The sequence below is a fragment of the Thioalkalivibrio sp. ALE12 genome, assembly GCF_000381105.1.
Classification (GTDB): domain Bacteria; phylum Pseudomonadota; class Gammaproteobacteria; order Ectothiorhodospirales; family Ectothiorhodospiraceae; genus Thioalkalivibrio.
In genome coordinates, this window is sequence record NZ_KB905905.1 from 464,584 (window position 1) to 479,741 (window position 15,158).

The following is a 15,158-nucleotide window of genomic DNA, read 5'->3' on the forward strand; positions in this document are numbered from 1 at the left end:
CGTATTGCGGGCCGAAGATCAGGACTGCACCCCTCACGGCAAACGCCCTAACCCGCCGCCAACACCGGGGTTTCCGGCCGCCCCGGCGGGAACTCGATCAGCAGATAGTCGTTCGGCAGCTCGGCGACGATCTCGAACTTCGCCACCGCCTCGTGGGAACGCAACGACGCCGGATTGTGCCGGCTGATGGTGGAACGGGCGCGCAGGCCAGCCCGCGACGCCTGCCAGTACAGAAACTGGACGATAAAACGACCCAGCCCCATACCGGCGAAGTCCGGGTGTACCAGCAGCCCAATGAACGCGGAGCCCGTCGGTGCCACCTTCAGCAGCGCATAGCCCACCAGCCGGTCTCCGGCGAACAGCCCGTAGTTCAGAAAGGCACCGGAGGCGAGCACCCGGCGCAGGGAGCGGTGATCGAAACCATGGGGCCGAAAATACTGCAGCCGCTCTTCCGGTTGCCCCGAAAGGAAGCCGGAGAGTGCATCCAGGTCCTCAACACCCAGTGGCCGCATCACGGCGGGTTCACCCGCGACCCGCCCCTGCAAGGTGCCCTGCCTGCGAGCCCGGCGAATGCGGCCACCAAAGCGCAGCACCGTCACCCCGCGCGCAACCGCCTCGACCCCGCGAAAGAGCCAGGGGAGCCGGTGCTTCAACTGGTAGGCCAGCTGTTCCATCAGCCCGTCCCGGCCGCCTTCACCAAAACACGCTCCAACTCCCCCGCCAGCTGGTCTCGGGAGAAGCGCTCCTCGGCCAGGGCACGAGCCGATTCTGCAGCAGAGTCTACCCATGCCTGGTCCTGCAACGCGTTGGTCAACGAAACCGCTGCATCCCTAACGTCGTCCATCGGAATGATTAGACCTGCACCTTCCCTCTCTGCCAATTCGGAAGACCACCCTCGATAATTCGAGACGATCGGCTTTCCTGCGGCGAGAGAATCGAAAAACTTGTTCTGGACAGAATGGCGATACAGTATTTCAAAAGGCGCCATGGTCATAATGGATGCCGCGCTCTCAGCGTACCATGCGGGGACTTCACGCTTGGCGCAGGAACCATGAAACCTGATATTTTTTCCGATTACTCCCTTTTCATGAGCTTGCGCCTCTAGTTCAGCTCGACTTCTTCCATCCCCAACCACATCTAAAACCACCGGGGATCCTATCAAATAAAGCTGCTCCGCCAGATCAACAAGGTAATCGGGGCCATGAGCAGGCCCAAGACCCCCACAATACAACAACCTGACCTCTTTCTCTTGAGCAGGTTTTCGGAATTTTTCTGATCCAGAAGAAAACTCCTCAATATCTGCCCCGTTAGGGATGATGCTAATATTTTCAAGCGCAACCCCTTTGCCAGACAAGAAGTCACGCATTGTAGGCGTGAGAGCAACAACCTCACGACTGGATTTATAGGCAAACGACTCGAGTATCTTTCCGCCGTAACAGAGGAGCCTGCTGTTGATCACCCCCATCCCACAAGGCACGTCAGGCCAGAGATCACGCACTTCAAATACCATCGGCACCTTCTGCCGCCTAGCGGCATACGCGCCAGGAAGGGCAATCGTGAGAGGGGTACTCGTCGCAAAGACTACATCGGCCGGCAGAGAAGCGGCCTTTCGAGAGGCCTTCCAGGCAAAGCGAAAGAATGCCTGAATGCGGTCGCGATAGCTCATCTGGTTGGAATACGGCACCGGCAGCCAATGGACTCGAATACCCGCCACCTCCGTCTCGTACCAATCGCGCTCACCGCCCTCCTCCCGCCAGGAGGTGACCATGTTCACCTCGTGCCCCATGGCCACCAAGCGCCGGGCCATCTCGTACGAGCGTGTACCGCCGGACATCTCCGGAGTGTTGAAATACTGGTGCAGGTAGGTGATGCGCATTCGTGTGTCTGTTCCATTCGCGGTTTACAGGCGGGCGGCGCTCACGCTGCGCCCGGCCTCAAGAAAGCACTGATTTATGTACGCGCCAAGCCACTGTTCAAGCGGACAAAAAAGGGGCCGCCCCCTTTATCGCTGCACAACGTCGCCCACCCTATCCCAGCCCAGAACCCGAACACCCTTGCGCTGGTGCGCGCCCTCGCCCCCGTAAATCAGCGTAGGCGAACGGGCCATGTCACCGGCCAGCGCGGTCCAGCGCTCGAGCCCGGTGAAGAAATCCCGGTTCAACGTCTGCCCGGACTTGATCTCCACCGGCATCAGGCCACCCGCCCACTCGATCAGCAGGTCGACCTCATTACCGTTGCTGTCGCGCCAGAAATGGAAAAGCGGCGGCTCGCCGCGATTGAGAAAGGCCTTGCGCAGCTCCGAAATCACGTATGTCTCGAACACCTGCCCGCGCAACGGATGCACCACCAGCTGTTCCTCCGCCTGAACCCCCAGCAACCAGCACAACAACCCGGTGTCGTGGAAATACAGCTTCGGCGACTTGATCAGCCGCTTGTTGAAATTCGCATGGTGCGGCCGCAGGAGAAACAGCACATAGCTGGCCTCCAGCACCGAGATCCACGCTTTGGCCGTGTTATGGGTAATACCGCAATCGGCCGCAAGGGATGACAGGTTCAGAACCTGCCCACTGCGCCCGGCACACAGCCGCACAAAACGCTGAAAGGCGTCCAGATCCTGCACCTGGAGCAATTGCCGCACATCCCGCTCCACGTACGCCGTCACATACGCCGGAAACCAGTGCCGTGGAGACACCGGCCGGTCATACAATGCCGGATAACCACCGGTAAACATCATCGCATCCAGAGCCGTTGGTACCTGCCCGGCCTCCACCAACTCCGCATGGCTCAACGGCAGCAGCTCCACAAACGCCGAACGCCCGGCCAGCGACTGCGAAATCCCCGACATCAACCCGAACTGCTGCGACCCCGTGAGCAGAAACCGACCCATGCGACCATCGCCGTCCACATGCGTCTGCAGATAGGAGAACAACTCCGGGGCCCGCTGAACCTCGTCCAGCACCGCCCCATCGGGGCACTGCGACAGAAACCCGCGCGGATCATCCAGCGCCAGCGCCCGCACATCCGGATCTTCCAGGGAGCGATACGGGCGGTCCGCCATCACCGCGCGCGCCAGCGTTGTCTTGCCGGACTGGCGCGGCCCCGTAACGGTGACGATGGGAAAGCCGCTCAACAGCTCCCGGACCAGTGTTTCGGCAGTGCGCGGTATCATGCGCCTACCCTATCGCTACTTATGCAAACTGGCAATTGCTTTTACAAATTCCATACACCCGTCATTCGCGGGCGAGCCCGCTCCCACAGACCCCCGGGCCCGGACCACCACCGCGCAAACACCCCCCGTGGGAGGCTAGCCCCCTGGCCGATAACTCTCGCGCGACAACCCTCATCGGCCAGAGGGCTGGCCTCCTACAACGAATCCTGCCCCCTGTGTGAGCGGGCTCGCCCGCGAAGCCCCCGCCAAAATGCCCCCCGAAAATTTTCATCCCACGAGCGGGGTTTGACGCTCGGGGCCAAGCCACAACGTACCGGAGTGCCCGTCGAGCCGAGCCGCTTCGCGGGCCACATTCACATGCATGGCCTCGCGCGCGACTTCCCGCAATGCCGGGTCCACCGATCGCCCTTCCCGGGCGAACCACTCCAGCACATCCGCCAGATGCCAGAGCGCCGACCGGCCCTCGTGCAAAGGCAACGGGAAACTGTCCCGGTGGGTCTGCACCAGCTTGCGCATGTTCTGCCGGGAAAAGCCGAACAGGTCGGCCACATCGGACACCCCCACGAGATCCGGCGCCACTTCGACGAGCACCGCTGCGGGGACCGCGTTACGCACGTCGCGTATCGCACTCGTCACCGCGTCGCACGCCGACGCCGCCTCGCGCGAAAAAGAAAGCGCGAGACGCCCCTCCTGGCCCGATCCCATCAGTGCATCATCGCACCCGCCCTCGAACAGCCGGGCTTCCAGCCAGGAACGATCCCAATCGGATGGAATAGCGAATTTCAGCGTAAACTCGTAATGACTCATGATGGTTCCTCATCCCCGACAGCCCCGGTACAGCCGTCTACCACACGGACAATCTGGCGAGCATGAGCGGGCGGATTTCGCGGCGTACTCCACACGCTTACGATGCAGAACTCACCACAGCGACACTCGTTGTCGTTCCACGGGCAATACATGCGTGCCCAGGCATGCCCGCTCGCCTGCTTGACCCGCCACCCACGAGCCTCGGCATAAGCCAGCGCGGCTTCCACATCCTTGTTGGGGTGTTTCCTCCGTTCCATGGGTGTCCTTACACGCTAGGCCCGGCGCCCCCGGTTGTCAACTGGCAACCAACGCCCAACCAAGGAAACTGTGGGAGCGGCCTTGGCCGCGAACGGCGAGATGCGCCCGGCCCGCCGCCGCATTCGCCAGCAAGCACCGTTCCTACGACCAATAATGGGGACAGGTTGATCTCCTCACTGCGGCGAAAATGAATCTGTCCCCGTTTTCCTCACCGTCCTGCTACGCGCTCCGGCTCGCCACGATCCAGGACATCCAGCACGGCTTCAGGCAAGCCGCTTGTCGCGCAGTGCCCGGGCGATGTGATCCGCGGCCTGGCCGTCGCCATAGGGACGCCCCTCCTGTCCGGAAGTCCCCACTGCTTCACGGATCACGGCGGCGATATCGACCTGGGTCGGCGGTGCCAGCCGATTCCAGCCGAGGTCGACCAGTTCGGTCCATTCGGTTTCGTCGCGCAGGGTGACGCACGGTACCCCATGAAAATAGGCCTCTTTCTGCACGCCGCCGGAGTCCGTGGCCACCAGGGCCGCGTGGCGCTCCAGGGCCACCATGTCGAGGTAGCCCACGGGGTCGACGGCGCGCACTTTCGACAGGGCACGCCCGTGACGTTCCAGCGCCGCGCGCGTCCTCGGGTGCAGCGGCAGGATCACCGGGCGCTCGGTGGCCACGGCCTCCAGACCCTCCATAATCGCGCGCAGGCGGGCCGGGTCATCCGTGTTGTCGGCACGATGGATGGTCGCGAGGATGTAGGTGCCCGCCACCAGGTCATGCTGAGCCAGTACCGCGCTGCGTTCGGCCGCGCGATCGGCGTAGTACAGGGCCGCGTCGAACATCACGTCCCCCACCTGAACGATGCGCTCATCGGGAATGCCCTCCTCGCGCAGCCGCCGGGTTGCCCCATCGGTCGGGGTGAGCAGCAGATCGGAGAGGTGGTCGGTGACGATCCGGTTCTGCTCCTCCGGCATACGGCGGTTGAACGAGCGCAGGCCCGCCTCGACATGGGCTACCGGGATATGCAGCTTGCTCGCGGCCAGCGCGCCTGCCAGGGTCGAGTTGGTGTCGCCATAGACCAGCACCCAGTCCGGCGCCTCTGCCTCCATGAGCGGCTCCAGCGCCTGCAGCATGGCCCCGGTCATCACGCCATGGCCGCCACCGGAAACGCCGAGATGGTGGGCGGGCCTGGGAATACCCAGCTCCTCGAAGAACACATCGGACATCCCCGCGTCGAAATGCTGCCCGGTATGCACGATCTGCTCGCGCAGTCCGGCCGCCGCCAGCGCACGGGACACCGGTGCGGCCTTGATGAACTGGGGGCGCGCCCCGACGATGGTCATGACGTTCATCCATTCGACCTCTTGTCGGAACCCAAGGCCTTCAGAGTCAACCCAAGACAACAAAACCTCCCCGCACGCGCCCGGTCCAAATCCTTCAAGGACTCTACTCCCTCCTCTACAACCCGGTATTTCCCTAGCTCTTTTATCACTCCGAGCTCATCACCTATTTCAATCAACTTATCAACACTATCGGGCTGATTCGGCGTCTTTCGCCACTGGACACGCCCAGTCGCACGTTCCACCATTTTAGATCCCAACCGCTTAACCTTATTTAGGAACCAGCCGAGTCCATCCGTCATCTCGCCAGCCCATCCCGCTTTCAGGGTGGTCCCTGCTGTGGTCGGAATTGCGCCTACACCCGGCACCGGACTGGCGGAAATCCATCTGCGATGGACCCTATCCAGAAAACGCATCCTTCGTGGCAAGCCATACCCACAACTCACCAGGCTTGGATCCAGTAGTACCGGACAAACCGCCACTCCATGCTTAGCGCCCCCAACCACAAACGGAACAGGCACGTTCGCCATCTTTTCCCAATAGTAGATACGGTCATACGCTTCAGTGTTTACCCTGCCCTTCGCCCCGACCCCACTGATCCGCTCCCTGCACGAAGACCGAGCCACTTCCAAAGCCGAGGAAAACTCAGACGAGAGACCTTTAATCCGCATCGGACTACTGTTCACACGGAGCCGAAACAGTCTATCGAGATCCGGTCTCTTCCTTCGGTACCAAGGAAAATCCTGCAGCCACCAGAAGTCCTTAAACAGCTCACCTCCGATACCTGACAGGCTCACCTCAATTCCACGGCTGGCACGCTCTACCTGCATCTTCCTATGCCTTAGAGCATCAAGGATGTCCCCTTGCCCGTCCACATACTCAAATGATGCTTCGACATCATCCAGCGAATTAAACCCGGGCGCGCATACAAAGTGATAGTCAAGGCCGACCTTTCGAGACACTTCTTTACCAATACGGATTTCGTCTGCCTCAGACGTAGAATAAGAGCACGATGCTTCTTTAACTGTAGGTGAAAACGAAGAGAACGCTGCCAAAACACGGGAATCCCCACCCCCAGTTACATCAACCGAAGCAGGGTGCCGAATATCCGCAACAAGCGCTGACATGCGCTCAGCTAGATACGTCATCGATTCCGAAAATTCGCTGCTGGCCGCCATACCCAAAGGATTCTCATTCGCCGTTAAGCGCTTAACGCCGGATGGTCCTATTATCACAACCTCACCCGGACAAGTCCTATAAATCCCTTTGAGGATCGTAAGGCCTGGAGGCGGATATCCGAACTCGAGGAAATGCATCACCGAATGCGCGTCCAGGTGCAGCCCTCCCCGCGCGTCGTCTTTAACGGCTTCCAGCAACTCGAGAAAGCTGTCTGCAACGAACGATTCCGTGAAGTAGATCGGGCGGAGACCAAGAAGGTCCGGAATCAAGAGAAAATCACCTGAAGGCAACCGCCGCGCACCAATGAACGCACCACAAGCGAGCTGATACTGAGCTCCGTCCTGAGTCGTTGATACATCTTCGAGGCGTGGCCGCTCATTGGAGGGATTCAAGCGAACACCATACTCTCCTTCAGGACCCCCTCCATCGAGCAGATCCGACCAAGACCAAACCCCCATAGTCAAATTCATGTCGCTCCTCCCGGCATTCGTTTCCCCTATAACCTGCGTTTTCGGCTCGCAACATATGCCATAGCTTTCCAGAGTTGCACCGAAGCACCCTGCCTCCACGGAGGCAAGAGAATGTTCGCTGGAACGACCAGTCCCGGAACAACAAGGCCCTAGCCCGCCCGACGGCCACTCATGAGCGGTTCGTACAGAGCAAGCAGCTTTTCGGCCTCGGGCGCCCAGTTGTACTGCCGCTCCACCGCTTCGCGGCCACGGCGGCCCATGGCCTCGGCCTCGTCGGGATGGGCCAGCAGCCATTCCATGGCCTCAGCAATGGCATCCGGATCCTGCGGATCGACCAGCAGGCCACAGCCGGCCCCATCGACGATCTCACGCCATAGCGGAAAGTCGGAGGCGATCACCGGCAACCCGGCCGCCATGTACTCGAACATCTTCACCGGATAGGCATCCGGATAGTTCTTCGTGGGGTGGAGCACCACCAGCCCCGCCCGGACATTGCCCAGGATCGCGGTGACCTGCGGTCGTGAGGCCCAGCCGTGGAATTCCACCCGCTGCCAACCGTCAAGCGCGGCGAGCTCATCCCCATGGGCGGCGGGCGAGAAGCCACCGGCCAGTTGCAGCCGGCACTCGGGCTCGCCCACCCGCCCGGTGGCCTCCACCATCTCCCGCGACCCCCGAATACCCGTAATACCACCCACGTAGGCAAAATGCGGCGGCCGCTGCCCATACGGCACCGGGTCCGGCGCCACCAGCTCGGCCAGGATGGGGAAGTTCTGCACCGTCACGGTCTTGTACGCCGGAAACCGTCGCGCAATGGTCGGCGTCGCCACCACGATGCCGTCAAACGCACGCCCAGCCAGCCACTCGAAGGCCGCCGCCGCCGAAGCCACCGGCCGCCGCAACCCGGCGGGAATCCAGTGCTTGCCGAGGATCTGGCGGGGCACATCCTCGTGCACGTCGTACACCACCTTGATCCCCGAGAGCTTCAGCGCCAGCCCGACCGGAATCAGCTCCGGATCATGAAAATGCGCCACTCGCGGTCGGGCCGCCCGCACCGCGCGGTACATCCGCCACGCACCGAACAACATCCGCCGCACGCGTCCACTGGCCGGTGGCCCGGTATCCACCACCGCCACACCGGAGTCTTCGTCGCGCTCGGGTCCCTGGCCGTCCTGAACGTACAGGGCCACCTCCACACTACTGCCCTCGGCCAGCGAGGCGGTCTCCTTCACCCGGATGCGCGTATCGCCCCGGGGGTGGACGGTGGTGAAATGGACGATGTGCAACCTCTTGCCTTGGTCACGTGGCACCAGCAACCCTCCCGTTTTCCACATTATCTGATCGGCTCCTTGATCTGGTCGCTAGAGCCCGACCATAGAATCCCCACGCAAGCCCTACCACTGGCCAGAAAACCGACTTTGCGGCCACGATCAACAGAACCACCGCGGAGCCGAACAGGAATGCGACAACCCACTGTCTGTCGCCCATTCCATGACGCCACACACGATATCCGGAATGGACCCAAGCCCAGACCGTCAATCCGACATAGCCTACGAACCCTAGCAATCCTAGGCTCACCCAGGCTGAAATAGCGTTGTGAGCATAGCCTCCGATAGACTCCGCACGGATATGCCCACCGAAATCTCCCAAAACCCACGAAGATGCAATTTGGCTAAGTGCTACACCTTGCAACTCGACCCTGCGTGCCCAGGAACCGGACTCTGAAAGATCGAAGAGCTCCGCTTGCCGACTCGATCCCACCCACTCCCCAAACACACCGAGTACTAGCACCATCGCGACAAAGCCAGCGATAGGGACTGCTATATATCTCCAGTCCACCCTTGAAGCCAGAATCATCACAAGGCCAACCGCAAAAACGAAGCCCACCAACTCCGACCTAGCCCCTAGAACAAACAGAGAAAGCATCCCCATTCCTAGAACCACAACCTGCGCCCGGAACGTTCGTGCGACGGCCAAAAGCACCAAAGCCGTGACCAGCACACTACGGGCGAACCCCTGATACGTGGCGATATCCTCTACCCCAAAGGCTTGCCGGGCATAGAACATTGCGTTTCCCGTAGCCACTACATAACCGAGGAGAGAGAGCGCAACCGCACCCAAAAACGTCCAGAGCCCCCTACGTAAACCAACAGAACTGATCGGAAGTTCGTAGGCGACCCAAAACGAAACAAACAGAAACACCCAGGCCGCAGCCGCCTGAATCGCTGCCCTTTTAATATACGGATCCCCCCCTAACAGGACGAAATGGAAAAAGGTCCAGAGGCCGGCATAAAGAAGGAATACGTAAACAAGCCAAGCATAAGGCGGATGACTTGTTCTCACGTAGCGGAACCCGAAGCTCGACACAAGCATTACACTGGCCACAATCACGACCGATGCGTACCCGAAGAGCCCTCCCAAGAAGGGTTCCATGGGCGTCAAGCCCACACTGAAGTGATAGACAAAGAACCCCGGGAAAAGAACTAAGAACGCCACCAGAGAAATCGACTCAAGGGCCTTCTTGCTCCCGCGTTTTTTGCGCGAATTAATCGCATTCATCGGAATGAACCCGCCACCATATCCTGATAAATCATCCGGATCTCTTTCCCAACCAATTCCGAGTTGTGCCACAGGAGATTGAAGGCGCCGTCGAACTGGTGGCAGCGCGAACGCAGAGTGCTGAGATACCCTCTGACGTCATCCGCTTCGGAAAACCCCATGTACTTGGCAGAGAGGATTGTCCCTTCCATGGCAATCAATGGTCGCTCCATTACCCCAAGGGCGCGCCGCTCCGCCCATGAGAACAAGGGAAAATCATGGCTGGTACCGCACCGGAAGCCTGCATGGTCGGCATATCCCAGGGTCGAGTCGTACGTCATTCCCGCTTGTTCCCAGGCCTGGGGCGTAACCTGCGAGTCCCATTGGAGGTAGTGCATCCGGCCGCCCCACTCCTGCTGGTTCACCCCCGCACTATGGCTGACCTGGCGTAGGCGGTCTGCTTGAGTTGTGAGGGTCTGAGGGTCCCGGTAGGTATGGTAACCGGGATGCAATCCAACCTCGTGCCCACGTTCCGCTATGCGGGCGATCAGGTCACGGATCTTGGGGTCGTCAAGGTCATAGAGCGGATCATGCGGAGCATATGTCTTGCCCGGTATGAAGTAGAAGGCGCTCTGGAGGCCGTTGGCTTCCGAGATGTCCATCAGCCAGTCGAACGTATTGAACGGATCGGCCGGATGCAGGGCCTGCCGACGACCATATCGGGCCGCGGGCCCTCGAACCACGCTCGCGAGATCACCTCGCTTGGCGATGTCTCCTGCCACGGAACGGACGAACCGACGAAATGGGCCAAAACTGTAGCGGCTGGGCCGATCAACGTCATGAGAAACGCGAACTCGGGCCTCCCGGCTTCGTCGTTCCAACTGCGGCCACAGCCGTTGCATCGCCGTCCAGAGGATCTCCACGTACTCGTCCACGATGGGCCGCTCCAGGAAGCCCTCCTGGTAGGCAAGCGAGGCCCAGGCCGGGAAGCGATCGTGTTCGTCACGGTCCGTCACCACCAGCTCTTCGTAGCGGGTGAGCATGAAGAAGGCGGAGCCGAAGATGTCGATGGGGAGGGCCACTCGATCGTCTTCTCGACAGACGAAAGGCGCCTGGGTATCCGAGTCTCGGTTGTTCTCGGCTGCAACGCCAGAGTCCGAGTTTGATCGCCCAGGGGGCTGGGCTCCTACAGAGTTGGCGTGGTCTCCGTAGATTACGGGCACGAACGGCTCGACGAGGGTGATGTCCGTTGCCAACTCGTGCGCATTCCACCGTCGGAGCGGCCGCGCCGGCAGGGAGGCAGATTGCAGCCAGTCGGCCTCCGGCGTCGAAAGCAAAACGTCGGGTAGGCAGAGTTCACCCGGATGGTCTTCCAGAGTGATTCGGATGTCCGCCCGGTCCGCCGGCAGCCGGCGCCAGGGCAAGCCGAGGAACTCGCCCAGCACCACGCCCAGGATGTAATCCCGCTCCGGCGGCCGAGTATCCGGGGTTTCAACGATCAGTGTCATGGGGCTCTTTTGGTTGCAATGCCTCGCGCAACAGCGGCACCAGGGCTCGGTTGCCGCGCTCGGAGAGGTGGTGTTCGTCGTAGTACAGAGGCAGACCGTCGCGTGTGCCGTAGCAGTATCCGCCCTCGCACAACGCGGGTTCCGGGTCCAGCAGGTGGAGATTGTCGCATTGCCGCTCCGCGGTGCGCAGGGCCTCGGTAACCAGGGCATGGCGCGCCTCGTAGTCCTCCCGCGGCAGGCGCACGTCGAAGTCGAAACCGGCACGCAGCACCGTCTGGCGGGCGTACCAGCGGGGCACGTCCACCATCATCTCCGGCGTTGGGCGCATCCAGTATACCGGCCGGTCCTCGCCCAGGCGGCAGGCCGAGTCGATAACCTCCTGCCGAAACTCCGCCAGAAACGCCTCGTCGGGCCGCTGCACGGGGCGGTCGCCGAAATAAACGGTCGGGATCCCATATCGTGGCTCATGCGGGATGTGGCTACCAAAGGCGGCGCTGCTCAGTCGGTTGCCCACGACGACCGGCACGTCGGAGGGCAATTCCGCCAGTCGTTGCTCCACAAAGCGATTGAACTCGGCGCACTCCAGATCTTCCCTGGGCTTGCGGGCGCCGAACAGCGTCTGGCAACTGGTATAGGTCGCCTGGATAATGCCCGCATCCGGCGTGTCGCTCACCGCTTCCAGCACTGCCGTGGCGATCGCCGATGCGTGGCTGTCGCCAATCACCACCGCGCGCGGGGTCTCGCCCCCCAGATGGCACCAAGGGAAGGCATCCCAGCCGGGCCGGCCATGGCATTCGTCCCGGTGCGGGTTGGTGTTCTGCGCCTCGGCCATGATCGCGTCAAACCGGGGTGGCATTCGGTCGTCCACGCCATCCGCGCTCTTTACCCACAGCGCAAAGGCCATCAGCAGTACCACCGGCACCACCAGCGCCGCCACCGCCACGCCGTGGCCCGCGTGGGTCAGCCAGCGTCGACTGGGCTGCTCCACCAGCCGGTACGACATCGCCGCCAGCACCAGCGACACGCCCATACCCAGCGCCACCGCCCAGGGCAGTCCGCGCCAGTCCAGGAACACCAGCGCCACGAATACCGGCCAGTGCCAGAGATACAGCGAATACGACACCTGCCCCAACCACTGCACCGGCGCCGGCGTGGCCCAGCCGGGAGTATGCCGCATAGCCAGCAGGATCAGCGCCGTACCCAGCACCGGTAGCAGCGCCGCCGCGCCCGGCCAGGGCGTGTTCGCATCGAACACCACCAGCGCAGCCACGATCAGCCCCAGCCCGGCAAGTTCCAGCCCGCGACGCAACCGATCCGACCCGCTTACGTAATCGCCGAGCAGATACACCAGCACCCCGGCCAGCAGCTCCCAGGCGCGCGTCGGCAACAGATAAAACGCCGCAGATGGCGAACGCCCCGTCAGCCAGACCGACAGCCCCAGCGACACCAAAAAAGCCACCAGCACCACCGCCGTCAACCATGCTCGGCTCCGGCGCCACCACCACACCAGCAAAAACCCGATGGGCAGCAACAGATAGAACTGCCACTCCACCGACAGCGACCACGTATGCAGCAGCCACTTCTCGTGGGATGCCACATCAAAGTAGCCGGCCTCCTCCCAGAACCGATGGTTGGAGGCAAACCCCAGCGCATACCGCGCATGGTTGGCAAGCTGTTCGTAATCCGCTGGCGACAGGGTCCACCACCCGGCCACCAGCAGCGCCGCCACCAGCACCACCAGCGCCGGCACAATCCGCCGCGCCCGCGCCAGGTAGAAGGACCAAAGAATACCCCCCGGAACAGGGTTACTATCCAGCCCCCGCATCAGGATCGCCGCCATCAAAAAGCCGGAGATCACAAAGAAGATGTCCACCCCCAGATACCCGGCGTCAAACCCCGGCACCTGAAAGTGAAACAGCACCACCGCCACCACCGCGATGGCACGCAGGCCGTTGATGTCGTGGCGGAAGTTCAACGCGCCTTCCTGAACGAGCCCCACCAGCCATGCACCATCTCCCGCGCCTCTAGTGCTAGATAGCGCAGGCTTCTGGGAGAAACCACGTAGTACGGCGTGAGCTCGCCCCCCCAGGTCTCCTTCATTGCGGCAACCCCCGGGATATTCGCGCCGACAAAATCAAAGCTTGTACAATCCCTACTTTCAAACCATTCAAGCGCATGGACGGCAAGCAAGCTGTTCACACCATCTTTCAAAGCTTCTGTTTGTACACCTGCCGACCATGCCAATGCCCGCCCGCCCGGCACGTAAATTCGAACCCAAGCACCTTTCGGAGTCCCGTCGGCACCGCGCGCCAAAAAGCACACGAAATGCTCCCCGCCCATCAGCTCTGCTAGTCGGGCGAGGCCCCGCGCACTGACCCTGTGATCGAAACCCTTCCGATCCTGCGCGCTCTCCAGGCACCCCTGAACGGCCTCATAATCGAATGTCTGCTCCACTGTATAGCCGCCCTTCTCCGCCTTCCGCGCCTTCTGGAAGACCGTTTTGTCAGCCTGCTCGCTCCAGCCAGGCAAAGGCAGCGTGTACGTATAACGAGGTCGAGCCACCTGCCCTTCCCAAACAAACGGCCTTACATCCTGCACCACCGGGTCCAGAGCAATCGGCCGCTGCCCCCGGTACGACTCCATCGCTTTGACTAATGCCTCAAACGCATCACGTTTCCGCCGGTTAATCGCCGACACCCGTGTCGCCGACGTCGCAAACTGTATCGGCAAATAAGGATTTCGGGGCGGCTGGACGATTATTCCCTTCCGGTTTGTGTACAGAACCGTTTGGAGCTCCCAGCTTTTCCCCTTTTCAGGCGACAATACAAGGCGCTGTGCCGAGAGGCCCCAGTGCTCCTCGTTAAACTGGAGCCAGCCATCAAGGAGCATTGGATCAGCCATGCCTGCTTCCTTCCTCGCCACCAGGACTCGGCCCACGTTCTAAAAGCCGATAAGCCGAACCCTTCGCCCACCAATCGCATGCATCAGCAATCTTTCCCTCCCACTCTACAGAAAGCTTTTTTCTCGAAAGCGAGAACCCACCCGGTATACCGTCTTCACCCTCCCCTGGGTTAAGTGTGCCGAACGGAACATCGAGAGAATCTGAAACCTTTTTAATGACCACCCTAGGCTCCAAACACAGTTCTTCATATGACACAGAAACCCACCGACACCCCGCAGCTTTTAGCTGACTATAAATTTCATCGTACAAAAACCCCACCTGAGCCGCGACCTCACGAGCAGGGTCACCTATCTTTAAATTGCGCATCTGAGGCGGCATAACAGACCTCCAAGCATCATATCGCCCATTCATGCGCATACGTCCTGCTACAATGGATCGAATATTGTCAGCTTCACCCCGCCTCACCACAACAAACCGTGCTTCTGAGTCAGCGGCAACTATCTGCCTTATTCTAAGCGAATTATAAACATTCTTACAGATTATGCCCCGCCCCTCTAATGCTTTCCAGAGCCTGATTTTACGGCCCATTTTGGTTTTATTCATCCCCCATTCCATGTCATTTACAATGACACCCCCTCGCGGAAACCACTGATACCAGAAAGCCCCGAACTCAGAGTGCCCCGAAAAACCCCGCACTCTACCATGGTTTGACTCATAGACAGGCCCTGCGCGCATTGCCCTAACTGCTCGGCTAAGCCCGACGCCGATGCACAATGCCTGTGGAAACCTTGACATTAAATTATCTGGATAGGCTAAATCCGACGCTTGGGATAAAACCTGAAACGTCAAGGTTGTACCACTGCGCGGAGCACCTATTATGTATACGCTTGGACCTTTTCCGCGCACAACCCGTGAAGCCAACGAATCCAGCAAAGCACCAACTATATTTACTGATTTTAAAATCGATCCGACGATCAATTTAAGAACACGACGAATTTTCAT

12 protein-coding genes are annotated in these 15,158 nt (G+C 60.7%); all 12 read right to left on the reverse strand.

Annotated elements, in window-relative coordinates; genetic code table 11:
• Nucleotides 1-47 precede the first annotated feature (47 nt).
• The 12 genes from F614_RS0102135 to F614_RS14180 all read right to left on the reverse strand — a co-directional run bounded on the left by F614_RS0102135 (nt 48) and on the right by F614_RS14180 (nt 15,158).
• The gene (locus tag F614_RS0102135; protein WP_018866764.1) at nt 48-674 is read right to left on the reverse strand and encodes a GNAT family N-acetyltransferase; all 627 of its coding nucleotides are present in this window, start codon (nt 672-674) and stop codon (nt 48-50) included.
• Nucleotides 674-1,876: a glycosyltransferase family 4 protein gene (locus F614_RS0102140; protein WP_018866765.1), complete on the reverse strand. Its 1,203-nt coding sequence runs from the start codon at nt 1,874-1,876 to the stop codon at nt 674-676. The genes F614_RS0102135 and F614_RS0102140 overlap by 1 nt, the downstream gene beginning before the upstream one ends.
• A 126-nt stretch (nt 1,877-2,002) precedes the next feature.
• Nucleotides 2,003-3,169: an ATP-binding protein gene (locus F614_RS0102145; protein ID WP_019558154.1), complete on the reverse strand. Its 1,167-nt coding sequence runs from the start codon at nt 3,167-3,169 to the stop codon at nt 2,003-2,005.
• 267 nt (nt 3,170-3,436) lie between these two features.
• Nucleotides 3,437-3,976: an AlpA family transcriptional regulator gene (locus tag F614_RS0102150; protein ID WP_019558155.1), complete on the reverse strand. Its 540-nt coding sequence runs from the start codon at nt 3,974-3,976 to the stop codon at nt 3,437-3,439.
• Between the two features lie 521 nt (nt 3,977-4,497).
• Nucleotides 4,498-5,565, reverse strand: coding sequence for a non-hydrolyzing UDP-N-acetylglucosamine 2-epimerase (gene wecB / locus F614_RS0102155; RefSeq protein ID WP_019558156.1), 1,068 nt, complete (start codon nt 5,563-5,565; stop codon nt 4,498-4,500).
• Between the two features lie 5 nt (nt 5,566-5,570).
• Nucleotides 5,571-7,211: an asparagine synthase-related protein gene (locus tag F614_RS14755; RefSeq protein WP_155986817.1), complete on the reverse strand. Its 1,641-nt coding sequence runs from the start codon at nt 7,209-7,211 to the stop codon at nt 5,571-5,573.
• A 149-nt stretch (nt 7,212-7,360) separates the two neighbouring features.
• Nucleotides 7,361-8,518 (reverse strand): glycosyltransferase family 4 protein, encoded by a 1,158-nt coding sequence (locus F614_RS0102165; RefSeq protein ID WP_231378019.1) that lies wholly within the window; start codon nt 8,516-8,518, stop codon nt 7,361-7,363.
• The gene (locus F614_RS0102170; RefSeq protein ID WP_019558159.1) at nt 8,508-9,767 is read right to left on the reverse strand and encodes a hypothetical protein; all 1,260 of its coding nucleotides are present in this window, start codon (nt 9,765-9,767) and stop codon (nt 8,508-8,510) included. Before F614_RS0102170 ends, F614_RS0102165 begins: the two co-directional genes overlap by 11 nt.
• Nucleotides 9,764-11,254, reverse strand: coding sequence for a polysaccharide deacetylase family protein (locus F614_RS0102175; protein WP_019558160.1), 1,491 nt, complete (start codon nt 11,252-11,254; stop codon nt 9,764-9,766). The genes F614_RS0102170 and F614_RS0102175 overlap by 4 nt, the downstream gene beginning before the upstream one ends.
• Nucleotides 11,238-13,229, reverse strand: a complete 1,992-nt coding sequence (locus F614_RS15040; RefSeq protein WP_019558161.1) for an acyltransferase family protein — start codon at nt 13,227-13,229, stop codon at nt 11,238-11,240. Before F614_RS15040 ends, F614_RS0102175 begins: the two co-directional genes overlap by 17 nt.
• Nucleotides 13,226-14,155: a GNAT family N-acetyltransferase gene (locus F614_RS0102185; RefSeq protein ID WP_019558162.1), complete on the reverse strand. Its 930-nt coding sequence runs from the start codon at nt 14,153-14,155 to the stop codon at nt 13,226-13,228. The genes F614_RS15040 and F614_RS0102185 overlap by 4 nt, the downstream gene beginning before the upstream one ends.
• Entirely contained in the window at nt 14,148-15,158 is a 1,011-nt protein-coding gene (locus tag F614_RS14180; RefSeq protein WP_081619667.1) for a sulfotransferase, read from the reverse strand. The genes F614_RS0102185 and F614_RS14180 overlap by 8 nt, the downstream gene beginning before the upstream one ends.

Coding starts and splice junctions, on each gene's coding strand:
- F614_RS0102145 (WP_019558154.1), bottom strand. CDS start 3,169: ATGATACCGCGCACTGCCGAAACACTGGTCCGGGAGCTGTTGAGCGGC.
- wecB (WP_019558156.1), bottom strand. CDS start 5,565: ATGACCATCGTCGGGGCGCGCCCCCAGTTCATCAAGGCCGCACCGGTG.
- F614_RS14180 (WP_081619667.1), bottom strand. CDS start 15,158: ATGAAAATTCGTCGTGTTCTTAAATTGATCGTCGGATCGATTTTAAAA.
- F614_RS0102185 (WP_019558162.1), bottom strand. CDS start 14,155: ATGGCTGATCCAATGCTCCTTGATGGCTGGCTCCAGTTTAACGAGGAG.
- F614_RS0102175 (WP_019558160.1), bottom strand. CDS start 11,254: ATGACACTGATCGTTGAAACCCCGGATACTCGGCCGCCGGAGCGGGAT.
- F614_RS0102135 (WP_018866764.1), bottom strand. CDS start 674: ATGGAACAGCTGGCCTACCAGTTGAAGCACCGGCTCCCCTGGCTCTTT.
- F614_RS0102170 (WP_019558159.1), bottom strand. CDS start 9,767: ATGAATGCGATTAATTCGCGCAAAAAACGCGGGAGCAAGAAGGCCCTT.
- F614_RS14755 (WP_155986817.1), bottom strand. CDS start 7,211: ATGAATTTGACTATGGGGGTTTGGTCTTGGTCGGATCTGCTCGATGGA.
- F614_RS0102150 (WP_019558155.1), bottom strand. CDS start 3,976: ATGAGTCATTACGAGTTTACGCTGAAATTCGCTATTCCATCCGATTGG.
- F614_RS0102140 (WP_018866765.1), bottom strand. CDS start 1,876: ATGCGCATCACCTACCTGCACCAGTATTTCAACACTCCGGAGATGTCC.